Origin of the sequence: Pseudosulfitobacter pseudonitzschiae, from assembly GCF_002222635.1 — a bacterium.
GTDB lineage: Bacteria > Pseudomonadota > Alphaproteobacteria > Rhodobacterales > Rhodobacteraceae > Pseudosulfitobacter > Pseudosulfitobacter pseudonitzschiae_A.
Map to the genome: position 1 here is coordinate 3,395,249 of NZ_CP022415.1, position 24,207 is coordinate 3,419,455.

Annotated in this window: 30 protein-coding genes and 1 tRNA gene; 7 read left to right on the plus strand and 24 right to left on the minus strand. The window is 59.5% G+C overall.

Annotation, left to right across the window (positions count from 1 at the left end; translation table 11 throughout):
- Nucleotides 1-19: 19 nt before the first annotated feature.
- On the plus strand, nt 20-328 hold the full coding sequence (locus SULPSESMR1_RS25480; RefSeq protein WP_089421885.1) for a hypothetical protein: 309 nt from the start codon (nt 20-22) through the stop codon (nt 326-328).
- Between the two features lie 71 nt (nt 329-399).
- Here SULPSESMR1_RS25480 and SULPSESMR1_RS16675 read toward each other — a convergent pair whose 3' ends face one another.
- From SULPSESMR1_RS16675 to SULPSESMR1_RS25490, 3 genes are all read right to left on the minus strand, one after another.
- Nucleotides 400-579, minus strand: coding sequence for a hypothetical protein (locus SULPSESMR1_RS16675; protein ID WP_089421886.1), 180 nt, complete (start codon nt 577-579; stop codon nt 400-402).
- Between the two features lie 115 nt (nt 580-694).
- Nucleotides 695-916 (minus strand): hypothetical protein, encoded by a 222-nt coding sequence (locus tag SULPSESMR1_RS25485; protein ID WP_240311421.1) that lies wholly within the window; start codon nt 914-916, stop codon nt 695-697.
- A 3-nt stretch (nt 917-919) separates the two neighbouring features.
- Nucleotides 920-1,465 (minus strand): hypothetical protein, encoded by a 546-nt coding sequence (locus tag SULPSESMR1_RS25490; protein ID WP_240311420.1) that lies wholly within the window; start codon nt 1,463-1,465, stop codon nt 920-922.
- A 16-nt stretch (nt 1,466-1,481) separates the two neighbouring features.
- Here SULPSESMR1_RS25490 and SULPSESMR1_RS25495 point away from each other — a divergent pair, with 16 nt between their 5' ends.
- Genes SULPSESMR1_RS25495 through SULPSESMR1_RS25505 form a run of 3 tightly spaced genes read left to right on the plus strand, consistent with a single transcriptional unit; the run spans nt 1,482 to nt 2,153 of the window.
- Nucleotides 1,482-1,649 carry a hypothetical protein gene (locus SULPSESMR1_RS25495; RefSeq protein ID WP_240311419.1) on the plus strand — a complete coding sequence of 56 codons (168 nt, stop codon included), beginning with the start codon at nt 1,482-1,484 and terminating at the stop codon, nt 1,647-1,649.
- Between the two features lie 36 nt (nt 1,650-1,685).
- Nucleotides 1,686-1,871 (plus strand): hypothetical protein, encoded by a 186-nt coding sequence (locus SULPSESMR1_RS25955; protein ID WP_240311418.1) that lies wholly within the window; start codon nt 1,686-1,688, stop codon nt 1,869-1,871.
- A 60-nt stretch (nt 1,872-1,931) separates the two neighbouring features.
- Nucleotides 1,932-2,153 (plus strand): hypothetical protein, encoded by a 222-nt coding sequence (locus tag SULPSESMR1_RS25505; RefSeq protein ID WP_240311417.1) that lies wholly within the window; start codon nt 1,932-1,934, stop codon nt 2,151-2,153.
- A 143-nt stretch (nt 2,154-2,296) separates the two neighbouring features.
- Here the strand turns inward: SULPSESMR1_RS25505 and SULPSESMR1_RS16685 are convergent, their stop codons facing one another.
- The 6 genes from SULPSESMR1_RS16685 to SULPSESMR1_RS16710 form a co-directional block, all read right to left on the minus strand.
- Nucleotides 2,297-2,653 carry a plasmid mobilization protein gene (locus tag SULPSESMR1_RS16685; RefSeq protein ID WP_089421888.1) on the minus strand — a complete coding sequence of 119 codons (357 nt, stop codon included), beginning with the start codon at nt 2,651-2,653 and terminating at the stop codon, nt 2,297-2,299.
- Nucleotides 2,654-2,788: 135 nt separating this feature from the next.
- Complete coding sequence (locus SULPSESMR1_RS16690; RefSeq protein ID WP_157729033.1) at nt 2,789-3,877, minus strand: helix-turn-helix domain-containing protein; 1,089 nt, start codon at nt 3,875-3,877, stop codon at nt 2,789-2,791.
- Nucleotides 3,878-4,150: 273 nt separating this feature from the next.
- Nucleotides 4,151-4,888: a peptidase gene (locus SULPSESMR1_RS16695; protein WP_089421890.1), complete on the minus strand. Its 738-nt coding sequence runs from the start codon at nt 4,886-4,888 to the stop codon at nt 4,151-4,153.
- A 34-nt stretch (nt 4,889-4,922) separates the two neighbouring features.
- Nucleotides 4,923-5,720 carry a transglutaminase family protein gene (locus tag SULPSESMR1_RS16700; protein ID WP_089421891.1) on the minus strand — a complete coding sequence of 266 codons (798 nt, stop codon included), beginning with the start codon at nt 5,718-5,720 and terminating at the stop codon, nt 4,923-4,925.
- 20 nt (nt 5,721-5,740) lie between these two features.
- A complete protein-coding gene (locus SULPSESMR1_RS16705) occupies nt 5,741-6,682 on the minus strand; it encodes an alpha-E domain-containing protein (RefSeq protein WP_089421892.1) in 942 nt (313 codons plus the stop codon).
- Between the two features lies 1 nt (nt 6,683).
- Complete coding sequence (locus SULPSESMR1_RS16710) at nt 6,684-8,108, minus strand: circularly permuted type 2 ATP-grasp protein (RefSeq protein ID WP_089421893.1); 1,425 nt, start codon at nt 8,106-8,108, stop codon at nt 6,684-6,686.
- A 324-nt stretch (nt 8,109-8,432) separates the two neighbouring features.
- Here SULPSESMR1_RS16710 and SULPSESMR1_RS16715 point away from each other — a divergent pair, with 324 nt between their 5' ends.
- Both SULPSESMR1_RS16715 and SULPSESMR1_RS16720 read left to right on the plus strand, forming a co-directional pair.
- A complete protein-coding gene (locus SULPSESMR1_RS16715) occupies nt 8,433-9,647 on the plus strand; it encodes an NAD(P)/FAD-dependent oxidoreductase (RefSeq protein WP_089421894.1) in 1,215 nt (404 codons plus the stop codon).
- 12 nt (nt 9,648-9,659) lie between these two features.
- The gene (locus SULPSESMR1_RS16720) at nt 9,660-10,496 is read left to right on the plus strand and encodes an NAD-dependent epimerase/dehydratase family protein (protein ID WP_089421895.1); all 837 of its coding nucleotides are present in this window, start codon (nt 9,660-9,662) and stop codon (nt 10,494-10,496) included.
- Nucleotides 10,497-10,539: 43 nt separating this feature from the next.
- Here the strand turns inward: SULPSESMR1_RS16720 and pcaG are convergent, their stop codons facing one another.
- Genes pcaG through pobA form a run of 4 tightly spaced genes read right to left on the minus strand, consistent with a single transcriptional unit; the run spans nt 10,540 to nt 13,434 of the window.
- Complete coding sequence (pcaG, locus tag SULPSESMR1_RS16725) at nt 10,540-11,145, minus strand: protocatechuate 3,4-dioxygenase subunit alpha (RefSeq protein ID WP_089421896.1); 606 nt, start codon at nt 11,143-11,145, stop codon at nt 10,540-10,542.
- Entirely contained in the window at nt 11,145-11,876 is a 732-nt protein-coding gene (gene pcaH, locus SULPSESMR1_RS16730; RefSeq protein ID WP_089421897.1) for a protocatechuate 3,4-dioxygenase subunit beta, read from the minus strand. Before pcaH ends, pcaG begins: the two co-directional genes overlap by 1 nt.
- Nucleotides 11,873-12,253 carry a 4-carboxymuconolactone decarboxylase gene (pcaC, locus tag SULPSESMR1_RS16735; protein ID WP_089421898.1) on the minus strand — a complete coding sequence of 127 codons (381 nt, stop codon included), beginning with the start codon at nt 12,251-12,253 and terminating at the stop codon, nt 11,873-11,875. Before pcaC ends, pcaH begins: the two co-directional genes overlap by 4 nt.
- 11 nt (nt 12,254-12,264) lie before the next feature.
- A complete protein-coding gene (gene pobA / locus SULPSESMR1_RS16740) occupies nt 12,265-13,434 on the minus strand; it encodes a 4-hydroxybenzoate 3-monooxygenase (RefSeq protein WP_089421899.1) in 1,170 nt (389 codons plus the stop codon).
- Nucleotides 13,435-13,525: 91 nt separating this feature from the next.
- Here pobA and pcaQ point away from each other — a divergent pair, with 91 nt between their 5' ends.
- Nucleotides 13,526-14,437: a pca operon transcription factor PcaQ gene (pcaQ, locus tag SULPSESMR1_RS16745; protein ID WP_089421900.1), complete on the plus strand. Its 912-nt coding sequence runs from the start codon at nt 13,526-13,528 to the stop codon at nt 14,435-14,437.
- Here the strand turns inward: pcaQ and SULPSESMR1_RS16750 are convergent.
- The 11 genes from SULPSESMR1_RS16750 to SULPSESMR1_RS16795 all read right to left on the minus strand — a co-directional run bounded on the left by SULPSESMR1_RS16750 (nt 14,434) and on the right by SULPSESMR1_RS16795 (nt 24,157).
- Nucleotides 14,434-16,119: an amidase gene (locus tag SULPSESMR1_RS16750; RefSeq protein WP_089421901.1), complete on the minus strand. Its 1,686-nt coding sequence runs from the start codon at nt 16,117-16,119 to the stop codon at nt 14,434-14,436. The genes pcaQ and SULPSESMR1_RS16750 overlap by 4 nt on opposite strands.
- Nucleotides 16,116-17,147, minus strand: a complete 1,032-nt coding sequence (locus SULPSESMR1_RS16755) for an agmatine deiminase family protein (protein ID WP_089421902.1) — start codon at nt 17,145-17,147, stop codon at nt 16,116-16,118. Before SULPSESMR1_RS16755 ends, SULPSESMR1_RS16750 begins: the two co-directional genes overlap by 4 nt.
- Before the next feature lie 119 nt (nt 17,148-17,266).
- Complete coding sequence (locus SULPSESMR1_RS16760; protein WP_089421903.1) at nt 17,267-18,061, minus strand: pyrroline-5-carboxylate reductase family protein; 795 nt, start codon at nt 18,059-18,061, stop codon at nt 17,267-17,269.
- 125 nt (nt 18,062-18,186) lie between these two features.
- Nucleotides 18,187-18,263, minus strand: a tRNA-Pro gene (locus SULPSESMR1_RS16765).
- Nucleotides 18,264-18,331: 68 nt separating this feature from the next.
- Nucleotides 18,332-19,228, minus strand: a complete 897-nt coding sequence (locus tag SULPSESMR1_RS16770) for a DMT family transporter (RefSeq protein WP_162791905.1) — start codon at nt 19,226-19,228, stop codon at nt 18,332-18,334.
- A gap of 101 nt (nt 19,229-19,329) precedes the next feature.
- The gene (gene leuB, locus SULPSESMR1_RS16775; protein WP_089421905.1) at nt 19,330-20,436 is read right to left on the minus strand and encodes a 3-isopropylmalate dehydrogenase; all 1,107 of its coding nucleotides are present in this window, start codon (nt 20,434-20,436) and stop codon (nt 19,330-19,332) included.
- A gap of 65 nt (nt 20,437-20,501) precedes the next feature.
- Complete coding sequence (locus SULPSESMR1_RS16780; RefSeq protein ID WP_349813529.1) at nt 20,502-21,557, minus strand: endonuclease/exonuclease/phosphatase family protein; 1,056 nt, start codon at nt 21,555-21,557, stop codon at nt 20,502-20,504.
- A complete protein-coding gene (locus SULPSESMR1_RS25845) occupies nt 21,554-22,099 on the minus strand; it encodes a hypothetical protein (RefSeq protein ID WP_349813520.1) in 546 nt (181 codons plus the stop codon). The genes SULPSESMR1_RS16780 and SULPSESMR1_RS25845 overlap by 4 nt, the downstream gene beginning before the upstream one ends.
- Before the next feature lie 92 nt (nt 22,100-22,191).
- Complete coding sequence (locus SULPSESMR1_RS25850) at nt 22,192-22,410, minus strand: hypothetical protein (RefSeq protein ID WP_349813521.1); 219 nt, start codon at nt 22,408-22,410, stop codon at nt 22,192-22,194.
- Between the two features lie 314 nt (nt 22,411-22,724).
- On the minus strand, nt 22,725-23,330 hold the full coding sequence (leuD, locus tag SULPSESMR1_RS16790) for a 3-isopropylmalate dehydratase small subunit (RefSeq protein WP_089421907.1): 606 nt from the start codon (nt 23,328-23,330) through the stop codon (nt 22,725-22,727).
- A gap of 11 nt (nt 23,331-23,341) precedes the next feature.
- Nucleotides 23,342-24,157 (minus strand): hypothetical protein, encoded by an 816-nt coding sequence (locus tag SULPSESMR1_RS16795; RefSeq protein WP_089421908.1) that lies wholly within the window; start codon nt 24,155-24,157, stop codon nt 23,342-23,344.
- Between the last annotated feature and the right edge of the window lie 50 nt (nt 24,158-24,207).

A 24,207-nucleotide genomic window follows, 5' to 3' on the forward strand; every position in this document is an offset into this window, starting at 1 on the left:
GACAATGGCAGAAATGTAGATGGCATATGTCCGCAGGTGTGATAACCCCGCAACGGTCGTGAAATACGGCACCGTCAAGCGCGAAGACGAGAACGGTGAGGAACGCCAGATCCTCTATATGCCTTGGTGCTTTCCCCTCGGACAACAACTTTGTCGCTCCTTGATGCCTGTCATAGACACCATCGGCGGTCAAAGGAGAGCGCGGTGGAATATCGCGATTGACCTGTCACTCTACACAGGCCCGCCGGAAAGCCCACAATCGCTCGATACTTGGCGTCTCGCTCATGTGGATTTTCCGGCTACCGTTGCACAGCCAGGCCCCGCTTGACATCGCCCCTCATAAGGCAGGGGAAGGCGGGGCCGGGGGATAACAGTGAACGAATGGTCGGAATGGTCGCCTCACGACTCGTCGCGCTGGCGATCCGAGTCCTTGGGCGCTTCCGTTTCCTGCGCCTGCGGAGTTTCCGCCTTCTCTGGCGCTTTGGCAAGCTCATCCAGAAAGCCAGAGTCTTCCATGTCTCGCACGGTGCTCTGAATTTGCTCTACAATCTGGTCAATGAAGCTTTTCTCTGTGTTCATGGTCATGTCCTTTCGTTTGCTTAGAATTTCGGGCCGTTTGACAACGGCGCGGGGGTCGTGTCGTTTGGCTTCGGGTTGCTCTGCTCAGCTTCTTGCCGGTGTGTAGATCGCTGGGTCAGCCAGCCTCCAACAGCCGTCGCAAATCCGCCTGTTGCCGCTCCAAGTCGCGCAAGCGTTTCTCCAAGTCGGTCGCGAAGCGATTGAACGCGCGATGCAAAGTCTCGAACTCGTTCGGCGAGGCGCTGGCGTTCTTCAAACCAGTCTCGAATGTCGTGTTCAGTTCTTCGACAGCGCGCAGCAATGCGGTCTCGAAGGGCGTCAGTTGCGGATGTGTCATGGCTTACCTCGTTACTGCGGTCTCGACGCAGACGTTGCCGCCGTTCAGGTTGGGGATCGGACAATCGGCGAGCGTAACGCCGCCCGGAAGGCTCAGAACCCGGCCTAATCTGCCAGGGCCATGGGTTACTCTCGTTCCTTCGAGGCCGAAGCTCGCCAGCCCCGGCGCGGGCGTCGTGTTCTGCGGGTCGGGAAAGGTCAGTTGCACCGCCATCAAGAGCACCCAGAAGGTCAGCAAGACCCCGACCAGATAGGTCGGCAGCATGGTTTTCCACGTCACCGTGCGCCATTCTTTCCGGCTGCCTTCCAGTTCTGCCATTGCTTGCCGTATCTTGCGGGCCTGTTCCTCGACCTGATTGGCCGTCCGGTCGTGGATCATCTCGCTCAGCTTTTCGAGGTCGCGCAAATCGCGCATGATTTTTTGCTCCGCGGCATTCAACGCTTGCGACAAACGCTGCTCGAAGTCGTTCAACATCTCCTGGGTCTGGGCTTCGGTGGTGTGCGTTTGGGTCTCGACCTTCGCTTGCAGGCTTTGCAGCAAAGTATTCATCTGCGGTCCAGTATTCATGGAATATCCTGTCTTCGAGGCGGAATGTGTTCTGGCTGTCGGATGTGCCCGCGACGCGCATGGTGATGCGGGTGTCACGCTTGCGGGGCTTGCCACCACGGGCCTCGTCGGCCTCCGCTTTGCGGCGTTTTTCAAGCTGCTTGTCGGTCAGCGGTTTGAATTCTAGGCCATCCAAGTCGGCCAAGGCGGCGTAGACATCGGCATGATTGCGGATATCACCGGCTTCGACCCGCTGGATGATCAGCGTCTGAATCGTTTCCTTGATCTGTTTCCGGTCACCAAAATCGAACACCGGCTTGACCATGCGCTTGCGGGAAGGCTCCTCCGGGTTGATCCAACCCGCGCGGGCATTCCAATAGTCGCGAAAGGCGTTGAAATAGGCCTCTGATCCGGGCGGCGCAGGGTTGAACGAGCGGTTGCCGTGCAGTTCCACGCGCGGGATCAGGAAATGCAGCTCGACATTGCCCATGTGTTTATGGCGCACCCAGAGGATATTCGCCTGATCCCCAGCCAGCCCTGCAAAGGCGGCTTTTTCGAAATCGGCCATCACAGCCGCCTGCTGTGCCTCGGAGGGATCGTCGTCAACATGGAAGGCCACCACGCCGCTGGTGTAGCGCCATTTCCGGGTGTTGCTGTCGATCAGGGCGCGGGTCAGATCGGGATTGCCTGACAGAATCTCTGGCAGCACATCCCGGCAGATGGTCTGGCCAGCAATGCGCTTGCGGTCTTCGGTATAGGCTGCGACCTCCTCGGCCAGCAGGTACTCAACAGCCGCCGCACCCGAGCCATCACCATGCTGAAAGAAGCGGACCATCATCGGGAATGCTCCGCGACGATCTCGGCAAGCTGGCGGTTCAGCGCCATCAGCAACGTGCGGACGGCGATCAGGTCGATTTCGCGCCCCGCTTTGCGATCGGTGTTCATGGCGCGGGCGATCTGGTTCAAATTGCCGCCCGCGCGCCCAACCGCCGCGAGCAGCACCGGATCGACATCCGGTGGCCGCAAGCGCCGCTGCATGGGTTCTTCAGACAGAACGTGGCGGGCATAGTCGGACAGGGATCGCTCCTGAGAGCGGGCTTTGCACAGCCATGCAGCACGCTCCTCCTCTGTGCAGCGCACCCGCAAAACCAGTTCGCGCACCACACGAGGTTTCGGCTCTCGCTTATTCATACCGGCCACCTAACGCGCTCTGCGCGCCGGGTTTGGGGTCGAGGGGAAAGGGCCTGCCCATTCCCTCGCAAGGTGCATGTCGCGTAGCCACATGCGTAACCTTGCTCTCTTTCTCTGAGGACAGACTGGGGCAATTCATGGGTTGCCTCCCGACCGAAGCAACGCATGTGTCAGCTCTCCGACCAAGCCGTCGAGAACGGCGATCTGTCTGGCTTCTTTTCGGACCATCCCTGCAAACGAAGCAGCTGCGTTTTTCCTGCCAAAGGGGCCATCCCTCTGCGAATTTCGATCCGCCACGATCAGACAAAGCGCGGTCCTGGCCTCGCCAATTTGCGTGCATCTCTCTCGCCATAACCGGCTGGAAATGCCCAGTTCATAGGCGCGATCATGCGCCGCTCGCGTGACTGTTTTCCAATCAGGCGGACCACCACAGGCATACAGATCAATGTACTCGCCCAGCAGTGGTCCCGCCAAAAGCCGGGCATGGGCCGGGCTGGTGTTCAACCGGCCTTCTTCCCTCGGTTTCTCAGCGATACGAATTTTCTTTTTCTTTTCTTCATTCGTATTGAGTCGGACATTTTCGTCTGACTCGACGGTCATTTCTGGCTGACCGCCAACCGCCGAAAAATCTGCAAGCACGGCTTCCAACGCCTCGGCGACTCCCTGCATTTTTTTGAAGTCGCTCAGCTCGGTTGGGCGACGGCGCGGCAAGATACAGGTGGCCGCCTCATCGGCATCAACGTTTTCCAGATCCCGTATCTGCCGGAAGAGGCCTTGAATATGCTCGCGCAGCAGCTTGCGCTCTTCATCGGCCCGCATCTGCCGACTGGCCAAAGCGCGAACGTACTCCGCCTGCTCGATAAGCGGGGCCAGATTGATACCTGCTGCACGCTTAATTACACCCTCGACGCGGTCACCGGAGCGACTTTTGCGCTCTGGGTACGTGCGCTTTATCAGCCCCACGTCAACAAGTTCAGCTTCGATCCGCCCGACCTGTCGTTTTGACACACGAAAGACTGTTCCAAGCCGCTCCAATGAATACCAGATGGCGCAGATCCGGCCTTGCTGGAAATCGGACGCCTGACAGTTATCAATCGCGAATTCGAGATATCTAAGTGCTCCGCTCGAAAGGCCGAGCGCAATCCTCGCCTGCTGTAGCAGCAGCTTCAGTCGGAATGGTGGAATGCCATCCGGCAAACCGCCATGTGTGAGCTGCTGCGTCATGACCGCACCTCCCATCCCGAGCTTGCGGGAATCCGGGGTTTCTGGTAGTCAGGAAGGGCAATGAACTTTTGTTTGTCGTCGGAAAGGGCTGCAACCCTTCCGGCGACTTTCTTTTGGGTCAGTGTGCTCCCGGAAAAGTTGGGACCGTGCCTTGTAAGCCATTGATTTCTTATGACGGCACTACTTGGAACTTTTTGTGGTAAGCCCTTGTAATTTCTTGGTTCGCCCCGTCCTGCCGGGGTCACCAGTGTACCTCTGGGACCGGACGCCTGTTCAGTCTTTCAGCGTGTAGCTGGGCAGTTGCAGGAAAGCATCCTTCAGCGCGTCGCCCCAGCCGTTCGAGATTGCCTGATAGACGCTGTCGGTGGCGTCGATGCGGGTCAGGCGCATGGGGTTCAGGCTGTCGCGTTCATAGATCATCAGATCAAATGGCAACCCGACGCTGAGGTTGGATTTCACTGTCGAATCAAATGATACCAACAGCAGTTTAACAGCGTCTTCGAAGCTCATCTCGCGGTCGTAGGTCCGCACGAGGATGGGCTTGCCGTATTTGGTTTCGCCGATCTGGAAGAAGGGCGTGTCGTCGGTGATCTCGATGAAGTTGCCTTCGGGGTAGATCAGGAAAATCGTGGGTTTGCCGGTGCCGATCTGCCCGCCGAGAATCACCGACGCGCGGAACTGGTCTGCGGCGCCCTGACCGTTGGGCGACGAGTTCACGATGACTTCGTTCAGGGTGTCACCGACAAGGCGCGCCACCTGAAACATGGTGGACTGGCGCAGGATCGACGGGTCGCGTTCTTCGGTGGTTTTCGAGCGTTCTTCCAGCAGGCTGATCATCGCTTGGGTTGTGGCAAGGTTGCCTGCTGTCATGATTACAATGGACCGCTCGCCCGGCACCTCGAAGCTGAACATCTTGCGGGTCACGGCAAAATTGTCGACGCCTGCGCTGGTGCGTGTGTCGGCCATAAAGACCAGACCTTTATCAAGTCGCATTCCAACGCAGTAAGTCATGATGAGTAATCCACAGCAGATTCGATGCTTGTGACTACTGCTGGACCTGCAAAGACACAATCATCGATTCGTCGGCAGAGCCCATACGCATCCCTTCGATGGGAGATGCTTCTTTTGCGTCACGGCCCACGGCAATGCGGACATAGCGTTCGTCGGGCGAGATGCCGTTCGAGACGTCAAAGCCGACCCAGCCCAAAGTGTCCAGATGCACCTCGGCCCATGCGTGGCTGGCGTCCTGATCCACCTGATCGTCCATCATCAGATAACCCGAAACATAGCGCGCAGGCAGGCCCGCCAGACGCGCCGCTGCGATAAAGATTTGCGCGTGGTCCTGACACACACCCTTGCCCCCGGCCAGCGCCTGTTCGGCGGTGGTATCAGCGGCGGTGTGGCCGGATTCGTAAGGTACGGCCTTTAGGATCGCCTCGGACAGGGCGTGCAGGCCGGCCAGCAGATCGTCATGTTTGTCCAACGTGCGGGCAAATGCCTTGATCTTGGGGCCGGCTTCGGTGGTCAGGGTGGGCATACGCAGCAGATAAAGCGGCACTCGGCCATAAATCTTGCCAAAGACACCGTGGGTGTTTTCGGTGATGATCGTGCCGCGCGCAGTGATCTCTACCGCATCACCCTCGGGCGTGATCGACACCAGATCGGTCTGGTTGCCGTGGTGGTCGCAATACGAACATTCGATCTTGCCACCTGTGACGGTCAGGTTCCAGTCGACGACAGATTGCATGTGCGACCCCACTGGCCGCAGCCGGATTTTTTGCAGCCCATAAATGACGGGTTCATCATAGGCGTAACGGGTCGTGTGCGTGACGTGCAATTGCAACTGAGGGATCCTGCCTGTGATTAGTGAATGAAACGATAATCTTTTTCGATCTGGGCACCCAAGGCGGCGACATCCGAGATGATACCGCCCAGAACATCATGCAGACCTTCGTCGATAATCGAGTGAATGTCGCGTCCTTTCAGTCGGGCAGCCAGACGTTCGGCCATATCCAGCGATGGGCGGCGGTCGTTGTATTCTTCGGAAAGATACTCGAGGTTTTCGGCGATGTGGGACGCGCAAAAGGCCAAAGACCGCGGCATCCGCCGGTCCAGCACAAGGAAGTTGGCAATGTTGGTAGCGGTGTAATCTTCTTCGACCGCCCAGCGATACGAGCGGTGCGCCGAGACCGACCGCAACAGCGTTTCCCATTGCACATTGTCCATACGACTGCCGACCAGCGCGGGCGAGGGGAGCAAAGTGTAATACTTCACGTCGATGATCCGCGCGGTGCTGTCCATCCGTTCGATAAAGGTGCCCAGACGGCAGAAATCATAGATGTCGTTGCGCAGCATCGTGCCGTGCAACGCACCGCGCACCAGCGCCGATTGCTGGCGGATGATCGAAAGTACTTCGGGCAGGTCAGTGTCGGGCACCGGATTTTTCAAAAGCTCGGTGATCAGCATCCATGTTTCGTTCACCGCCGACCACACTTCGGTGGTCAGGGCTGTGCGTACCAGCCGCGCATTGTCGCGGGCCTGTTTGACGACGGACAGCACAGACGACGGATTGTCCGTGTCGCGCAGAAGATAGTCGATGACGTTGGTGCTGTTGAATTCGGAATGTTTGGCGGTGAACCCTTTTTGGGCCGCCGAAGTCACAATGACAGATTTCCATTCGGTTTCGGTGTTTGTCGAGCGTGTCAAAGCGATGCGGAATCCGGCTTCGATCAAACGGGCGTTGTTTTCAGCCCGTTCCAGTCCCCGAAACATCCAATACAGACCGCCTGCGGTTTTTCCCAGCATATCAGTCTTCCAATACCCATGTGTCTTTGGTGCCGCCGCCCTGACTCGAGTTTACGACAAGCGACCCTTCTTTCAGCGCCACGCGTGTCAGACCGCCGGGCGTGATATGGACGCCTTGGGGCGACACCAGCGCAAAGGGGCGCAGGTCGACATGGCGCGGGGCCAGTCCGGCATCGGTAAAGATCGGCACGGTGGACAACGACAGCGTAGGCTGTGCGATATAGTTTGATGGCCGCGCTTTCAGTTTGGCGCGGAAATCCTCGATCTCCTGCTTGCTGGCGGCAGGGCCGACCAGCATGCCATAACCGCCTGAACCGTGGACTTCCTTGACCACCAGATCGGCCAGGTTGTCCAAGACGTATTTCAGGGAATCCGCCTCGGAGCAGCGGAAGGTCTGTACGTTTTTCAGGATCGCCCGTTCACCGGTGTAGAATTCGACGATGTCGGGCATGTAGCTGTAGATTGCCTTGTCGTCGGCGACGCCGGTGCCTGGTGCGTTGGCGATGGTGATATTGCCCGCACGGTAAACATCCATGATGCCCGGAACACCCAGCAACGAATCAGGGTTGAACGTAAGCGGATCAAGGTATTCGTCGTCGATCCGGCGATAGATCACGTCGATCACCTTGTGACCTTGTGTGGTGCGCATGGCGATCTTGCCATCAACGATTCGCAGGTCATGCCCTTCGACCAGTTCGACACCCATCTGATCGGCAAGGAACGAATGTTCGTAATAGGCCGAGTTGTGAATACCCGGAGTCAGCACCGCCACAGTGGGCCGGCCTTCGCAGCTGGACGGCGCGCAGGCCGCTAGTGACCGGCGCAAGTTCTTGGGATAGTCGCTGACCGGCTGCACTTTGATCTTGCTGAACAGTTCGGGGAACATCTGCAACATCGTCTCGCGGTTTTCCAGCATATAGCTAACGCCGGACGGAGTGCGCGCATTGTCTTCCAGAACATAGAATTCGCCCTCGCCGGTGCACACGATGTCGGTGCCGACGATGTGGGTATAGACATCACCCGGAGGGGTGAATCCGATCATTTGCGGCAAAAATGCGTCATTGCTCTCGATCAGTTCGACCGGAACGACACCCGCCCGCAGGATTTCCTGTCGGTTATAGATGTCGTGGAGGAATGCGTTGACCGCCCGCACCCGCTGGTCGATTCCGCGGCTGAGCTTGGTCCATTCCGCCGAGGTCAGGATGCGCGGCACCAGGTCGAACGGGATCAACCGTTCTTCGGCGTCGGACTGCCCATAGACGTTAAAGGTGATGCCTGTACGGCGAAAGAAGGCCTCGGCCTCTTGCGCTTTGCGGGACAGTCGCGCGGTGTCTTGCCGCGAGAACCATGCGTTGTAATCGACATAGGGAGCACGGACGTTGTCCTGTCCCATCATCTCGCTGAAGTGTTGGCTTTGTGATGTCATTCTTCAAGAGTACAGCTTTGCGGTCAATGCGCAACCAGACCGTTAAAGGGGTGTGTCTAAGTTCCCTGCACTGCTCAATTTTCAGGCATGGTAAAGAGGCGGCCGGAGGATGGTACCACACGCTGCCGCAGGGTTATCGGGGGATTGATCCAAGCCCTTCGTCGGGAACACCGACGTGCAATCAGGTGCTGCATTTTGGTGTTCGAACCTCCCACATTCTGAGGGCGATGCATTTTTCCGCTCTTGGTGTTTCACAGACCCTTGGCAAGGAGCCGTCAGGCGTGGTGTGGTCCGCTGAAACTCCGATGGCTCAGGATCGCCCCCATGACTGCACTTAAATTCACCGCGCCCGAACATGACGCCTATGATGTTATTCTGATCGGTGGAGCAATGTACGGATCATCTGTGGCATGGTGGCTGACGCAACTCGGCTTTGATGGGCGAATTCTGGTGGTCGAGCGTGACCCCAGTTATGCGATGTGTTCGACCGCACACACCAATAGCTGCATCCGCCAGCAGTTCAGCAATAAGGTCAACGTGCGTATCTCGCAGTTCGGGGCCGATTTTGTACAAAACATGCGCCACCACATGAACGATGACCCGCAGGTGCCGAACCTGCCAATCCAGTCGTTCGGATATATGTATCTGGCCGAGACCATGGCACAGGCCGAAAATCTCGCGCAGGCGCAGCAGGTGCAGGCCGACTGCGGCGCGGGGACACGGCACATGACGGCGGACGAGATCAAGGCGGCCTATCCGTTCTACAATCTGGATGACATCGTTGCAGGCAATCACAACCTGATCGACGAAGGCTATTTCGACGGCGGCACCGTGTTCGACTGGTTCCGCAAGGGCGCGCGGGCGCATGGCGTGGAATATGTGGCGAATGAGGTGACAGCTCTGACCATGAATACTGGCGGCACGCAGGTTACCGGCGTGACGTTGGCCACAGGTGAAACGGTGGCTTGCGGCAAGGTGGTGAACGCCGCAGGGCCACGCGCGGCGCGGGTGGCGACGATGGCAGGCATCCCCCTGCCGGTCGAGCCGCGCAAGCGTTTCACCTTTGTCTTTGCCGCTGCCGACCGGCTGGACCGCGACCTGCCGCTGACCATCGACCCCAGCGGCGTGCACATGCGCAGCGACGGGCTTTATTACATGGCGGGCTGTCCGCCTGATGACGACATGGCCGTCGATCCCGACGACTTTGCGCCCGATCACAGCATCTGGGAAAACAAGGTCTGGCCGGTGCTCGCCCACCGCGTGCCGCAATTCGAGCGGATCAAGCTGGTGAACGAATGGGTGGGCCACTATGCCTTTAACACATTCGACCAGAACGCCATTCTGGGGCCACACCCCGAAGTTTCGAATTTCATCTTCGTGAACGGGTTTTCGGGCCACGGCCTGCAACAGGCCCCGGCCATCGGACGTGGCACTGCCGAAATGATCATACACGGGGGCTATCGGTCGCTTGACCTGACCTCATTCCACTTTGACCGGATCGCACAGGGCGCAGGCTTTGTCGAAAAGGCCATCATCTAAAAGGACTAAGAAATGCTGAACAAAATCGTACTCACAGGCGCCGCAGGGGCGCTGGGCCATGCTTTGCGCGAGCAGTTGTCGAAGATGGCCAAGGAACTGGTATCGACCGACATCGCAGAGGCCCAAGGCGATCTGATGCCGAACGAAACATGGGTCACTGCCGATCTGGGCGATTTCGATCCGGTGCTGAACATGATGGAAGGCGCCAGCATGGTTGTCCACTTCGGCGCCATCGCCAATGAATCTGACTTCGATTCAATCCTGCATTCGAACTTTCGCGGCACCTATAATATCTGGGAGGCCGCGCGGCGGCACGGGGTTCAGCGGGTCGTCTACGCGTCGTCGATCCATGCCGTCGGGATGTACCCCAAGAACGAATATATCGGTGTCGACACCCCGCACCGCCCCGACACGTTCTACGGGCTGGCGAAATGCTTTGGCGAAAATCTCGGCCGGATGATGTGGGAGAAAAACGGGATCGAGGCGGTCTGCCTGCGCATCCTCTCCGCAGCACCGGTGCGCAGCACGCGCGCGCTGGGCACATGGCTGTCGATGCCCGATCTGGTGCATCTGGTTACCCGGGCGATCGACACGCCGACCACCGAATTCACCATCATCTACGGCGTGTCTAACAACGACCGCTGCCCGGTCGACAATTCTGGCGCATCGTTTCTAGGGTACAAGCCGCAGGACAATGCCGAACAGTTCGCGGAAGAGATCTTTGCCGAAGCGACCCCCGCCGATCCGTCCGACCCTGCGCAAACGCGTCATGCCGGTCCCTTTGCCACGATCCCGTTCGGTCAGGGCGTCGACCTGAGCAAGATGGGCGGCAGCCAGTCCGAGGATTGATGCAACAAGGGCGGCGCAATCCCATGCGCCGCCCTTTGACAGTTCAGATATCGAAAAAGATCGTCTCGCCCGGCCCTTGCAGGTGGATGTCGAACAGGTAGGTGCCATCGCCCTGCGGCTGGCCCATCAGTGTCGGCACGCGCACTTGATGTTCGATGCGTTTCAACACCGAATCGGCGTCGTTCGCGTCCTGTTCATCGGCAAAATACATCCGCGTGTGCAGCCCAAGATTGATACCACGCGCCACGATCCACAAGGTGACATGCGGCGCCATCGGCGTGCCGTCGCGGTTTTGCACCGCACCGGGTTTAATGGTGTCGAACCGGAACGTGCCGCTGTCCATATCCGTCGGGCAACGTCCCCAGCCATACACATCCGCATCGGCCCCGTCCTGTCCCGGATAGATGCCGTTCGCATCCGCATGCCAGATCTCCAGCAGCGCATCGCGCAGCGGGGTTTCAGTGCCGTCCAGTACGCGGCCCGTGATGGTGATCCGCGCGCCTTTTGGCGCATCGCCCAGCATCGCGGCGCCCAGATCACTGTCGTAAACGCCGGTGATGCCACTGAAATTCGGGGTCAGACCGATGTGCACATAAGGGCCCGCCGTCTGCGACGGGCTTTCCTTCAGGTTGTCCAGCTTCTGTACCATCACAGTCCCTCCATCCGGTTTTCGAACATGGTCTGGCGCACGCCGCGCAGAACGATGTCGAATTTATAGGCGCGCGCGTCCATCGGCACCGTGCGGCGCATATCCAGCGCGGCAACCAGCCTTTCGATTGCTTCGCGCGACGGGATAGTGCCGACGATGGGGCATTGCCAGATCATCGGGTCGCCTTCGAAATACATCTGGGTGATCAGACGTTGGCCAAAAGACTGGCCGAAGATCGAAAAGTGGATATGCGCAGGCCGCCAGTCGTTGGGGCCGTTGGGCCAGGGATAGGGACCGGGCTGGATCGTGCGGAATTCGTAGTTGCCGTGTTCGTCGGTGATGACGCGCCCGCAGCCGCCAAAGTTGGGGTCCAGCGGAGCCAGATAGCTTTCTTTCTTGTGTCGATAGCGGCCCCCGGCATTGGCCTGCCAGACCTCGACCAGCGCATTCGGCACGCCGCGCCCCGTCTCGTCTAGCACGCGCCCGTAGACGATGATGCGCGGCCCGATGGCCGACTGTCCGTCGCTGGCAAAGTTGTGGATCAGGTCGGCGTCTTGCGGCCCCAGAATGTCGCGGGTGAACACCGGGCCGGTGTCTTCGCTCAGCGTCGAGGGCATCGCCAGCGGTGCTGCGGCAGGCGAGCGTTTGACGCTGGTTTTATAGGGTGGCGTCAGGGCGGCGGGGTGCCAGCTGCGGTCGCGGTGAAACAGGCCAGAGGGTTTCTCGGTCATTGGGTATCCTCCATTTCGGCATAGGTTTCCTTGGCCAAGGCTATCGCGTGGTTGGCCTTTGGAACACCCGCATAAATTGCGACGTGCTGGAACGCTTCGATCACGTCCTGTTTGGTGGCACCGGTGCGCGCGGTGGCGCGGATATGCATCGGGATTTCGGCAAAGTTGCCCGTCGCCGCCAGCAGCGCCAATGTCAGCATCGACCGTTCGCGACGGCTGATGGCATCGCTGGCCCATACGGTGCCCCATGCCGCTTCGGTGATCAGCCCTTGGAACGGCTGGTCAAAGGCAGTCTTGTTGGCTTCGGCGCGGTCGACGTGGGCATCGCCCAGAACTTCGCGGCGCACTTTCATACCGATGTCTGTTTTGTCGCTCATTGGAAATATCCTCAGTAGGGCAGGCCGACGTAATTCTGGGCCATTGCGGCCTGTGCCGCCGGGCTTTGACGCAAGAACGCCAGTTCGGCGAGCTGCATTTTTTTGTCGAATTCCGATTGTCCGGGATAGGTGTGCATCAGGTTCGAGAACCACCAACTGAACCGCTCGGCTTTCCAGACGCGGGCAAGGGCGCGTTCCGAATACTGGTCGATACCGTCACTGTCTTGATCCAGATAGAACTGTTTCAACCCGTTGTAGAGGTAATGCACATCCGAAGCGGCGGTGTTCAGACCTTTGGCCCCTGTCGGCGGCACGATATGGGCGGCATCGCCGCACAGGAACAAACGCCCCCAGCGCATCGGCTCTGTCACGAAAGACCGCAACGGCGCGATGGATTTCTCGATGGACGGGCCGGTGATGATCGTATCGGCGGCGCTTTGCGGGATGCGGCGTTTCAGCTCGTGCCAAAAGGCATCATCGGACCACGCTTCGACGCTGTCTGTGGCGGGGCACTGGATGTAATAGCGGCTAAGATGGTCGTTGCGCATACTGCACAGGGCAAAGCCGCGCTCCGAGTTGGAATAGATCAGTTCGTCATCCACGGGCGGCGTTTCCGACAGAATGCCAAGCCAGCCAAAGGGATAGACCTTTTCGTATTCGCGCCGCTGTGCTTCGGGAATGGTCTTGCGGCTGACACCGTGAAAGCCGTCGCATCCGGCGACAAAGTCGCAGTCGATGCGGGTTTCGCGCCCGTCTTTGGAGTAGGTCACATAGGGCGCGTCGGTCTTGGCGTCGTGGATCACCACTTCTTCGACCTCGTAGATGGTTTGCAATTCCGCCTTGTCCCGCGCCTCGTACAGATCGCGGGTCACTTCGGTTTGCCCGTAAACCATGACCGAACTGCCGGTGTGTTCGGCAAAGTCGATGCGGAACATATCGCCATCATAGCCGACCATCGTGCCTTCGTGAATAAAGCCTTCGGCGTGCATACGTTCGGCTACGCCTGCCTGTTCCATCAACCCGACAAGGCCACGTTCCAGCACGCCTGCGCGGATACGGGACAGAACATAGGATTGGGTTTTACGTTCCAGAACAACGGCTTCGATGCCTTGCGTGTGCAAAAGCTGGCCCAAAAGCAAGCCGGACGGCCCGCCACCGATAATGGCAACTTGTGTGCGCATGTCGAAAGTCTCCCCTTTGGACCAAGTTTAATGCTGTTTCAATGCAAGTAAATTGATATATTGGGTGAGTAAGTTACCAAAATGGATAACTATGATTGATCCGCGCATCAAATTTCGCCACATCCAGTGCTTTGTTGAAATCGTCCGCCAAGGCAGCCTGAAACGCGCGTCTGAACGGCTGAACCTGACTCAGCCCGCCGTGTCGCGCACGCTGAAAGACCTTGAAGAAACCTTGGATGCGGCGCTGCTGGAACGGGACAGGGGCGGCGTGACGCTGACCCCGCAAGGCGAGGTGTTCTGGCATTTTGCGCAGACTTCGCTGGCCGCGCTGCAACAGGGGTTGAACGGAGTCGACCAGATGACACGCGGCGGGCGCACGGTGGTTGCAGTGGGCGCGCTGCCTTCGGTCGCGGCCAGTCTAATGCCGCAGGTGGTGGCGCATCTAGCCACATCCTCACCCAACATGCAGCTACACATCGTCGAGGGCGCGCATGGCGATCTGGTGGGGCGGCTGCGCGCAGGTGCCTTGGATATGGTTATCGGGCGGCTGGGGGCGGTTGATACGATGCAAGGTCTGTCGTTCACCCAGCTTTACACCGAAGTGGTGGATATGGTGGTGCGCCCCGACCACCCGTTGCTGAGCGCACCGCGTCTGACCGCGTTGCACAATTGGCCGGTGATCTATCCGCCGCGCGACAGTGCGATTTACGCACTGGTCGAAAGCTTTATGCTGGCTAATGGAATCGGTGATCTGCCCGACAAACTGGAAACCGTGTCGGGCGCATTTGCCCACGTTTATACGCCTGCGTCCGATGCGGTGTGGATCATTTCGCATGGCGTCGTTGCCCCTGCGCTGGAGGCAGGGCGGCTGGTGCGACTGCCCTTCGATACGTCGCCCACACGCGGACCTATCGGTGTGATGACCCGCGCAGGCCAAGCAACGGATGCAGCGACCGGCACAATGCTTTTGGCCACCCGCAAGGTGCTGGCGGATCGGGCCTAGGCTGCTGTGCGCGGTGGGGCTGTCCGGTAGGGGCCTGTTGCCTCGAACGCGCAAGCGCAGGCCAGAAGTGCGCTGTCATCATAGGCGCGCCCTGCAAAGGTCAGCCCAACGGGCATCGCGATATCGGCCATCGTGCCCATTGGTACTGTCACTGTCGGAATACCCAAGTGCCGGACTGCCAGATTACCATTGGCCACCCAGACCCCGTTGAGCCACGCCAAATCGGCCGAGGCAGGGTTAGTGTCGGCATCCGCTGGCCCTACATCGGCCAGGGCGGGGAAAATCACTGCATCCAAGCCCAGACCGTCCATCCAGTCCTCAAGGTCGATGCGGCGGGTGTCTTCCAGCCCCTGCAATCCTTCAGGCAGGGTTGGAATATCGGTAAAGCTGTCGACAGGATGGGCGCGGGCATGGGCGGGGTACTGCGCGATGTCATCGTCAAAGCCGGAATAGCGGTCGGGCAGGCTGCCCGGCGGCGTGGGAAAGATTTGGGTTCCATCCACATCGGCCAGACGGTTCAGCGACGGGTCACCGTTGGCCCGCAGAAAATCATCCCAAGCCCAGACCGACAGATCAACGATTTCACGCTTGAGATATTCGGCTGACACCAGCCCTCGCGTCCCGATTTTCGGGCAGCCGGGGCGGTCGCCCTCATAGTTCGAGACCACCGGGAAATCGACCACGAGCACCTCGGCCCCCGCCTGTTCCAGCGCCGCGCGCGCCTGTTCCCACAGTGCAATAACCGACGCACGGGTTTCGATGCGCTGGCCCGTTGGGCCGCCGATACCCGCGTCACTCGCCGTGCCCGTATCAGGATCGGCATTGATATACATCGCGGGAACGCCAAACCGCTTGCCGCGCAGCGACCCGCCTGCCAGAGCAGGATAGGACGCGGGGCGCAAATCACGGACGCGGGGCAGCGCCACCCATGATTGCGTGCGCCAGAAATCGCCTTGAGTGTCGGGGTCGTCAGCCACGATCACATCCAGCACCTCAAGCAGGTCGGCCATGTTGCGTGTCTGCGGCACCACCACATCCATTGTCGGCACCAAGGGCCAGTTGCCCCGCACCGAGATCACGCCGCGGCTGGGGGTATAGGCACAAAGTGCGTTGTTTGACGCAGGCGCGCGACCGCTTGACCATGTTTCCTCACCTAAACCGAACGCGGCAAAACTGGCAGCCGTGGCGGTGCCTGATCCGTTGGACGACCCCGAGGCGAAGGCCGCTGTCAGATAATCCGCATTATAGGGCGATTCCGCGCGGCCATAGACGCCGCGCTGCATCCCCCCATTGGCCATCGGCGGCATATTGGTCAGCCCGATCAGCACCGCGCCCGCCTTGCGCAGTTGCGCGATGGCAAAGGCATCGTCACTGGCCACCAGTTCCTTGAACGCAGGCGAGCCTGCGGCGACGGTCATGCCTTTGACTTTGTAACTGTCTTTGGCCGTATAGGGGATGCCGTCCAGAGGGCCACGCGACTGGCCCGCCGCACGCCGTGCGTCAGAGGCCCGCGCCTCGGCCAGCGCATCGGGATTCAGAACCGGCACCGCGTTCAGGCAGGGGCCGCTGGTGTCAAAGCGTGCGATGCGGTCAAGATAGGTTTCCACCAGCGCGACACTGGTTGTCGTGCCATTCTCAAGTGCTGCACGCAGATCGGCGATCGAGGCTTCTACAACATTCATGATACACGCGGTGCAGGCTGCTGTTGCGTGATGCAGTGGACGCCGCCGCCACGGGCAAACAGTTCGGTCGCATCAACGCCGACAATCTGGCGACCCGGATAGGCGGCTGCCAGAATTTCCTGCGCCTGCGCGTCGGTCCGCTCCTCGCCAAATGAGCAGGCGATTACGGCATCATTGATCACCAGATGGTTCACATAGCTCCAGTCGACCGGACCGTGGGCGTCTGTCAGCGTCTCGGGTGCGGGCAGATCAATGATTTCGAAGCTGCGCCCTTGGGCGTCGGTTTCGCCCGCCAGTTGGGTGCGGATCTGCTGCATAACCGCGTGGTCGGGGTGGGATGGATCGCGTTGGTCGTGCAACAGGATCACACCGGGCGACGGTATGCAGGCAATGATGTCCACATGCCCGCGCGTCCCGAACGTTTCATAATCGCGTTCCAGCCCGCGCGGCAGCCAGATCGCCTTGGTCGTTCCCAGAGTGCGCGAGATTTCTTCGGCCACGCGGGTCTTGTCAAGGTTGGGATTGCGTCCGGGGTCCAACTGGACTGTCTCGGTCAGCAGAACGGTGCCTTCGCCGTCCACATGGATGCCGCCGCCTTCGTTCACTAGCAAGGATGGCACCACCGGTACACCGGCCAGATCCGCAATAAAACGCGCCAGATCACGGTCGTTGCCGCTTTCGGTCCAGTCACCACCGCCCCAGCCGTTGAACACCCAATCGACTGCGGCCAGCGTCCCATCTGCTGCGTGTACAAATGTTGGACCGGAATCGCGCATCCAGAAGTCGTCAATCGTGCACTCGTGAATGGTGATGACTGATGACAACAACCCCTTTGCCCGCGTCATTTCGGTCGGATCGACGATGATCGACACAGGCTGGAAACCGGCAATTGTGTTGGCCACATGCGCCCAGGCGGCATAGCCAGCCTCGCGTTCGGCGCTGGTCTCGCCCAAGGTCTGCCCCTCGCGTGGGAAGGCCATCCAGATGCGGTCTTGCGAGGCGGTTTCTGCGGGCATGAGCCAGGTCATAAGGTCGTCTCCTGAGGGTACGTTTTACGGCCCCTGAGGTTAGACGAATTCCCGATGCCGGTGTAAAGTCCCTTTGCCCTTGGAGAGCCCCTGCGCCGGATGTCAGTTCGGGAAAGACGCTAGAATGATTTGGCCTTGTCCGCAGCAGCCAACAGCCCGTCGCTGATCGACTTGGGCAGGTCCGCTTCCAGCATGGCTGTCAGCCCCGCAGCCGTTGTGCCAGCATAGTCAATCATCTCGCGGACGTGATCGGCAGGACGCGCTGCACCAGCAGCCATCATGGTTCCGGCAGCAAGGAAAAGCTGGCGCACAGCACGATCGGCCACCTCGGGGGCGATGCCCTGCCGTTCGGCATGATCTGCCATAGACTGTGCAAACAGGGCGACAAAGCCGGGCACCGGGCCCGTCATGGCGGTGAAATGGTCCAACTGGCTTTCGTCGAAAACCTCGTCTGTCTTGCCGCATGCTTCCAGAATTATCTGAACGATGTGCCGGTCGCTCGACGTGACCTCGGGGCTGGCTATCCACGGGGAATAGGCAAGGGCCAGTGATGCGGCCGGACTGCTCATCGCTCTGACAAGACGCACAGCGCCGGTGCGTGCTCCCAACTGGTCCAATGTGACACCGGCCATGACAGACATGACCAGTTTGTCAGGGGCGTGAATATGGATTTCGGGGAAAGCGGCAGGCGGCACACACAGGATAACCATGTCGCAAGCGTCGACCAATGTCCCGTTGTCCTTGGTGATATGAACGCTGGAGTTCAGTGCAAAACCGGGGGCTTGGCCGCTTGTGTTTGAAATCCAGACCTGTGCAGGCGCAATGTTGCCGCTTGCCAGAATAGCGGTTGCGATGGCCGAACCAAGCATGCCCGACCCACCGATAATGCCGATGTTGATTGCTGTGGACACCATTGAAACGCTCCCGTTTTGCAAGGCTTGCAGCTTCGGGCAAGTTGCGTGCCCATGTCAAACAATCAGCTGAAACGCAATTTCGCCGCCGGATGGCAGACCGTTGTGGTGTCTGAAAATGTTGAAACTGGTCGGGCTGAGAGGATTCGAACCTCCGACCCCCTGCTCCCGAAGCAGGTGCGCTACCAGGCTGCGCTACAGCCCGACCGTGAGGCCGCGACGTAGCGGTTTTACCCCGAATTGGCAAGGCTGATTTGCAACCGCAACCTGATATCAGGGGCGGCGGGTAGCAATCGGCGGCGTTACCGGTGCCCCCGGTTTCAGACCGGCTTCGCGGAATACAATGTACAGACCCGAGCCGATAATCAGCGCAGCACCCAGCAATGTCGGCCCCTTCGGATATTCGGAAAAGAACAGGATGCCAAAGATCGTGCCCCAGATCAGTTGCGAATATTGCATGGGCGCCACCAGCGCCGCCTCGCCGCGTTTGAATGCCTCGATCATGCACAGCATCGCCAGAAACGAGAACAGCGCAACAATCGCCAACCCGCCAAAGGCCGCGCCACTGACCGGCTGGAATGTGAACGGCATGACCGCACCCAACAGCACGATGATGCCCAGCATCGGATAGAGAATCATCAGCGGCAGACGCTCGGACCCGCCGATGCGGCGCGACGAGATGTGCACCATCGCATTGCCCACAGCCGATGCCAGCGCGGTCAGATGCCCAAGGTTCAGCGTGTTGGTGTCGGGCCGCAGCACGATCAGCACGCCTGCCAGTCCCACGATCACAGCCGTGGTCCGCCGCCAGTGCAAAACCTCGCCCAGAAGCGGCACAGCCAGCAGGGTCACCAGCAGCGGCGCGGCGAACAGGATCGTATAGGCTTCGGCCAGCGGCAGCACGAGAAAGGCATAGAACGCCCCGACCGTTGCAAACATCACTGCAACCACGCGGATCGCCATCCAAAGCGGATTGGCGGGCCGCAAGGTGCCCGGCGTCTTGTCGTGGATCAGCATGAAAATGACGTAGGGCAGACCCAGAAGATAGGCGAAAAACGCAATCTGTATGGCGGGAAGTGTCGCTCCCAGCGCCTTGATGATCGCGTCGTGGGCGGAATAGATCAAAGCGCCGGTCAGAGCGATTAGGATGGCTTGGATATTGCGCGACATGGGCCACCTCATAAAAAACCTGCGCTTGGCATGGCGGTAATTTCAGGCAGCTTCAAGGGGCCGGTGCGTGTGCGTCAGCGGCGTGCACGCACCGGCCGGATTTACAGCGAGGCGTCGAGGGCCGCGAGGATCGCGTCGCCCATGCCGGTTGTCGAAACAGGGGTCACGCCTTCTTCGCCCAGCAGATCGGCGGTGCGCACACCATCGGCCAGCACTTTTTCAATCGCGGCCTCCAGTCTTGCGGCTTCGTCGCCTTGGTCAAAGCTGTAACGCAGCGCCATCGCAAAGCTGAGGATGCAGGCAATCGGGTTCGCCTTGCCTTGGCCCGCGATGTCGGGGGCCGAACCGTGCACGGGCTCGTACAACGCCTTGGGGCGACCATCGGCGTTCGGTGCACCAAGGCTGGCTGACGGCAACATACCAAGGCTGCCGGTCAGCATCGCAGCACAGTCGGACAGGATGTCGCCGAACAGGTTGTCGGTGACGATCACGTCGAACTGTTTGGGTGCGCGGACCAGCTGCATAGCGCCGTTGTCGGCGTACATGTGGCTAAGTTCGACATCGGGGTAATCGGTGTCGCGCACTTTTTGCACGACTTCGCGCCACAGAATACCGCTTTCCATCACATTGGCTTTTTCCATCGAACAAACCTTGTTGCCACGACGGCGGGCCAATTCGAACGCAGACCGCGCCACGCGGTCAATCTCGGATTCCGTATAACGCTGGGTGTTGATGCCGACGCGTTCGTTGCCTTCCTCGAAAATGCCGCGCGGTTCGCCAAAGTAGACGCCAGAGGTCAGTTCGCGCACGATCATGATATCCAGACCCGCAACGATGTCCTTCTTCAGCGACGAAAAATCAGCCAGTGCGTCAAAGCATTGCGCGGGGCGCAAGTTGGAAAACAAATCCATTTCCTTGCGCAGACGCAGCAAGCCACGCTCGGGCTTTACGCTGAAATCCAGCGCGTCGTATTTGGGGCCACCCACGGCGCCCAGCAGGACGGCGTCGACTTTCAGCGCCTTGGCCATCGTGTCGTCGTGCAGCGGGGTGCCGTGTTTGTCATAGGCGGCACCGCCGACAAGGTCTTCTTCCACATCAAACGCCAGATCGCGTTTTGTGCCGAACCACTCGATGACACGTTTGACTTCGGTCATGACTTCGGGGCCGATGCCGTCCCCGGCAAGGATCAACAGGGAAGGGTTCGACATGGGTTTTCTCCTCGGGAAAATAGGTTGCAAGGGGCGTAGCGCGGCGGCTTGCAAGCGTCAAGTTGTCACCACGCCAGATCCACCCAGACAAGATGGTGGCGGCTGGCCCTGACCACAGCGTCGGCCATAGGGTCCGGGTGCGCAGGCCAGACAACGCCGCTGTCTGTCACTGTCCAGTCCGCAGAGGGCAGAACGTAATCTGCGCGCAGGTTTCCGGGGTATGGATCATCCCAGTCGGCGGTGTCTGTGGTGTCGCCAGTGGCAGCTGCCCCTGCGCTGGTGGGTGCTGTGTCGGTCAGCCGCGGGTCATCCAGCAACTGGCGCATTACGTGTTTGTGCCCGTCACCGGCGGCGGGGTCCAGATTGGCATCGCCCAACAGCACAAAACGGTCAGAGGGGGCAGGACCGAACGCGCCGTCCAGATAGACCTGCCAGAACCGTGTTTCGTCGGCGTTGCGCTGGCCGTTGCGGTCTTCGGGGCCGTCAAAGACAGGCGGGGTGGCGTGATAGGTCAAAAGCGTGACGCGGCCCACTTGTGGCACGTCGATGGGCACGACCCAGTGAGCGGTGCTCGACAGGCGCTGGGCGGCCTGTGCCTTGGCATCGGGAAAGGGGCCTGCATCGGTGCGGGGCAACGTCGCCCCCGGCAGATCTGCCCAGAGCAGCCCCGAGAAATCGCGCACGGCATCGCGGGCCACCGGATAGCGCGAGAGTACCGCCATCCCGCCCTGGCCGGAAAACGCACCATATCCCTGTGCATCACGCGGCCCACCCAGACGGCCATCGCCATCCATGTCCTGCCCTGTGGGCATTCCGGTGTTGGGTCGCAGGGCAAACTGATGAGGATAGCGCAGCCCTTGCGCGTCAAGCAACTTGGCAAAAGCAGCAAGCGCGGCGCCGGTCAGGTCGTAATCGAACCCCTGCACCACTACGATGTCGGCTTGGGTGTGGACAAGAACCGCGACCACAGCGTCAATCTGCGCGTCCTTGCCGCCTGCGATGTCACGCAGCAGCAGACCGGGGCCGTTCCGGGCCAGTTCGGTGTTGTAGGTGGCGATCCGTAGGATTTCAGCAAACGCTGGAAAAGACAGCAGCCCAAAGGTGCAGACCCAAAGGATCAGGCGACCTGATAGTCGCTTTCGGCCTCGCGGGCATAGCTGCGGCGGCGCTTTTCCTCGATCATGTTGGCGACTTTGCCCATCGCGATCCCGCGCATTAGCAGGCTGGCAGGTAGAAAGGCCCATAAGGTCAACGTCCAGATCAGGGTTTGCGGCTCGCTCAATGATATCGGGCCAAGCACCTGACCTGCAAGTTTGGCAAGAGCGGGCAGCAAGAAGGGCAGCAAGACACCCAAAATGATGTTGATCCGCGAATCTCTTTGCAGGCGTGTCAGCGCGTCACCGCCCGCAGTCGGGTCGAACAGCGGCAGGTTGATCCAAACGTTGAACGCACCGTTGCGCGACGAGGGCCAACCGAAGATACGCACCATCAGCACGAAAACTGCCGACGTAACCAGTGCTATCAGATAGCTGAGACCAGCCGCAGCGCGAATAATGCGCAACGTTTCTTCGGGCATTTCGGATGGCATCGCCAGAATCACCAGTCGCACCGGCGAGAAGGGAAAGTCGAGAATATTGCCAATCAAACGGGCAATCGATGTCATGGCCCCTGTCATCAAAGTTGGCTCGGTCCGGCCCGCGAAAATCACGGTCAACAGGAATAAGGTCACAAAGGCACCGCAGAACCGCAGACGGTTCAGTGGCGGTGCATCGCGGAATTCGATGATGGAAGGAAGATGATGGAAGGAAAATGCGAGTTATATTCGACCAAGACAAGAACTGCGGCCAACAGGGCGACTAGCACAATAATTTGCGTGGTGTCCGCAGACACCCCCGGCAATATCAGCGCCGGAGTAGCAATCATCAATGCCACCAAGAAGCCGCGCATCGCGGCACCTGTCAGTCGTGCTATCACTTCTCGTTCCCTTCAAACTGGCCAGACGCGATACGTTGCCGCGATCTTGATCCAACTTGATCCTGCCATTTGTGGCAGCTTGCCTCATTATTGCCCAATTTGTGCCTTCTTTTGCCGGTCGGCTCAAGTTCCGGTTAAAGCAAACGTAATCCTTACGGCATTTTGAGGGAGAGGGTGGTGCCATCTTGCATCAGAAATATGGCACGAACGGGGCATTGTAGCACATTTGGTGGATAATGGGGATGGGCGCACAAAAGGGGCCGCAAGTATCCCTTGCGGCCCCTTGGAATTTCACGCAGCGCAAGACGCAGATTTTAGACCCAAGGGCGCTGGGCGCTGGATTTTGCTTCAAAGCTGGCGATGTCGTCGGCTTTGGCCATGGTCAGGCCGATGTCGTCCAGACCTTCCATCAGGCAATGCTTTTTGAACGGATCAACGTCAAAGGTGATAACTTCGCCATCCGACGTGGTGATCGTCTGCGCCCCAAGGTCGACGGTCATACGCGCGTTTGATCCTTTTTCGGCGTCCTTCATCAAAAGGTCGACCTGTTCCTGCGGCAACGCGATAGGCAGGATGCCGTTCTTGAAGCAGTTGTTGAAAAAGATGTCAGCAAAGCTGGGCGCGATGACGCAGCGAATGCCAAAGTCCTTGATCGCCCACGGTGCGTGCTCGCGGCTGGAGCCGCAGCCAAAGTTTGCACCAGTCACCAGCACTTCGGTGTTGCGGTAGGCGTCTTTGTTCAACACGAAATCGGGGATTTCATTGCGGTCGTCATCATAACGCATTTCATCAAACAGATTCACTCCCAGCCCTGAGCGCTTGATCGTCTTCAGGAAGTTTTTGGGAATAATCATGTCGGTGTCGATGTTGATCATCGGCATCGGGGCTGCGACCCCTGTGATTGTTTCGAACTTGTCCATATTTGGTGTCCTTATGGCTGTCGGAAGGGTTGGCCGCCAAAGTCATGGTGGACTTGCAAGGCGAAGTTGGCAATGAAAGAGCCTTCGTAGGGTACGTTGCGGCGGTGCAAGGCGCGGATGCGGCTGGAATAGAGGTGGATGCATTGCGTATCATCATGCAACCATCCGTCGACGCCACCGTGCGGGTTGAAATAGATGTCGGCCATCGACCAATGCACCGGATTCAGAACATGACGCGGCAAGGCGTGTGCGATCTCTCCGGTTTCGGTCAATGCCCATGTCAACGCCTGCGGCCCGTAAACGGGCGGCACCAGTTTCGCGGCAGCCAGCAACTGTTCGCCCTCGGGCAGCGCCTGCAAATGCTTGCGATGCGCCGGTTTCAGCCAGGGCGGAATGAAACACGGATCGTTCAGCCGGTCCAGCAGCAGCGCAAGTGCCGCGCTGTCGTTGGGCAGACGGACAACGGCGTTGTTCACTGTGGTGGGCGACTCGTATCCGACCAGAAAGCCACCCTTGGGCGTAAAGGGCCGGTAGCACAGGCAATCGGTATCGACCCATGTGATGTCAGTTTCTTTCACCATGTGCAGGCGGAACAGATCGGCAAAAACGGTGGGCGATACCGCCTTCAACAACGCGTCCGAATAATCGTACACCTGCGATGCGGGGCGCAATGTGATGCCTTCAATCTGCGGATCGGGCAGATCGTGGGTGTGGAACAGCGTCACGGGGTGGCCATGATGGGCAAAGCTGCGCAGGGCCAGAATGTCCAGCCAGCGCAGTTCCGTTCCGACCCAAAGCGAGCCGATAGGCGTGTCGGCGGCGCTCATGTCCGGTCGGTGTCCTGTTCTGGCTGAAGGCGCGGCATCGGTGCGGGCTT

Excerpts from the sequence above, each read along its gene's own strand:
- SULPSESMR1_RS16695 (WP_089421890.1), bottom strand. The coding sequence starts at position 4,888 with ATGACTTACTGCGTTGGAATGCGACTTGATAAAGGTCTGGTCTTTATG.
- leuD (WP_089421907.1), bottom strand. The coding sequence starts at position 23,330 with ATGGACAAGTTCGAAACAATCACAGGGGTCGCAGCCCCGATGCCGATG.
- SULPSESMR1_RS16705 (WP_089421892.1), bottom strand. The coding sequence starts at position 6,682 with ATGCTGGGAAAAACCGCAGGCGGTCTGTATTGGATGTTTCGGGGACTG.
- SULPSESMR1_RS25490 (WP_240311420.1), bottom strand. The coding sequence starts at position 1,465 with ATGAATACTTTGCTGCAAAGCCTGCAAGCGAAGGTCGAGACCCAAACG.
- SULPSESMR1_RS16770 (WP_162791905.1), bottom strand. The coding sequence starts at position 19,228 with ATGTCGCGCAATATCCAAGCCATCCTAATCGCTCTGACCGGCGCTTTG.
- SULPSESMR1_RS25505 (WP_240311417.1), top strand. The coding sequence starts at position 1,932 with ATGCAGCTCGACATTGCCCATGTGTTTATGGCGCACCCAGAGGATATT.
- SULPSESMR1_RS16750 (WP_089421901.1), bottom strand. The coding sequence starts at position 16,119 with ATGAATGTTGTAGAAGCCTCGATCGCCGATCTGCGTGCAGCACTTGAG.
- SULPSESMR1_RS16720 (WP_089421895.1), top strand. The coding sequence starts at position 9,660 with ATGCTGAACAAAATCGTACTCACAGGCGCCGCAGGGGCGCTGGGCCAT.
- SULPSESMR1_RS25485 (WP_240311421.1), bottom strand. The coding sequence starts at position 916 with ATGACACATCCGCAACTGACGCCCTTCGAGACCGCATTGCTGCGCGCT.
- SULPSESMR1_RS25480 (WP_089421885.1), top strand. The coding sequence starts at position 20 with ATGGCATATGTCCGCAGGTGTGATAACCCCGCAACGGTCGTGAAATAC.
- leuB (WP_089421905.1), bottom strand. The coding sequence starts at position 20,436 with ATGTCGAACCCTTCCCTGTTGATCCTTGCCGGGGACGGCATCGGCCCC.
- SULPSESMR1_RS16675 (WP_089421886.1), bottom strand. The coding sequence starts at position 579 with ATGAACACAGAGAAAAGCTTCATTGACCAGATTGTAGAGCAAATTCAG.
- SULPSESMR1_RS16690 (WP_157729033.1), bottom strand. The coding sequence starts at position 3,877 with ATGACGCAGCAGCTCACACATGGCGGTTTGCCGGATGGCATTCCACCA.
- pobA (WP_089421899.1), bottom strand. The coding sequence starts at position 13,434 with ATGCGCACACAAGTTGCCATTATCGGTGGCGGGCCGTCCGGCTTGCTT.
- SULPSESMR1_RS16795 (WP_089421908.1), bottom strand. The coding sequence starts at position 24,157 with ATGAGCGCCGCCGACACGCCTATCGGCTCGCTTTGGGTCGGAACGGAA.
- SULPSESMR1_RS16760 (WP_089421903.1), bottom strand. The coding sequence starts at position 18,061 with ATGGTGTCCACAGCAATCAACATCGGCATTATCGGTGGGTCGGGCATG.
- SULPSESMR1_RS16755 (WP_089421902.1), bottom strand. The coding sequence starts at position 17,147 with ATGACCTGGCTCATGCCCGCAGAAACCGCCTCGCAAGACCGCATCTGG.
- pcaG (WP_089421896.1), bottom strand. The coding sequence starts at position 11,145 with ATGGTACAGAAGCTGGACAACCTGAAGGAAAGCCCGTCGCAGACGGCG.
- pcaH (WP_089421897.1), bottom strand. The coding sequence starts at position 11,876 with ATGACCGAGAAACCCTCTGGCCTGTTTCACCGCGACCGCAGCTGGCAC.
- SULPSESMR1_RS25495 (WP_240311419.1), top strand. The coding sequence starts at position 1,482 with ATGGAATATCCTGTCTTCGAGGCGGAATGTGTTCTGGCTGTCGGATGT.
- SULPSESMR1_RS16715 (WP_089421894.1), top strand. The coding sequence starts at position 8,433 with ATGACTGCACTTAAATTCACCGCGCCCGAACATGACGCCTATGATGTT.
- SULPSESMR1_RS16685 (WP_089421888.1), bottom strand. The coding sequence starts at position 2,653 with ATGAATAAGCGAGAGCCGAAACCTCGTGTGGTGCGCGAACTGGTTTTG.
- pcaC (WP_089421898.1), bottom strand. The coding sequence starts at position 12,253 with ATGAGCGACAAAACAGACATCGGTATGAAAGTGCGCCGCGAAGTTCTG.
- pcaQ (WP_089421900.1), top strand. The coding sequence starts at position 13,526 with ATGATTGATCCGCGCATCAAATTTCGCCACATCCAGTGCTTTGTTGAA.
- SULPSESMR1_RS25845 (WP_349813520.1), bottom strand. The coding sequence starts at position 22,099 with ATGACATCGATTGCCCGTTTGATTGGCAATATTCTCGACTTTCCCTTC.
- SULPSESMR1_RS16710 (WP_089421893.1), bottom strand. The coding sequence starts at position 8,108 with ATGACATCACAAAGCCAACACTTCAGCGAGATGATGGGACAGGACAAC.
- SULPSESMR1_RS25955 (WP_240311418.1), top strand. The coding sequence starts at position 1,686 with ATGATTGCGGATATCACCGGCTTCGACCCGCTGGATGATCAGCGTCTG.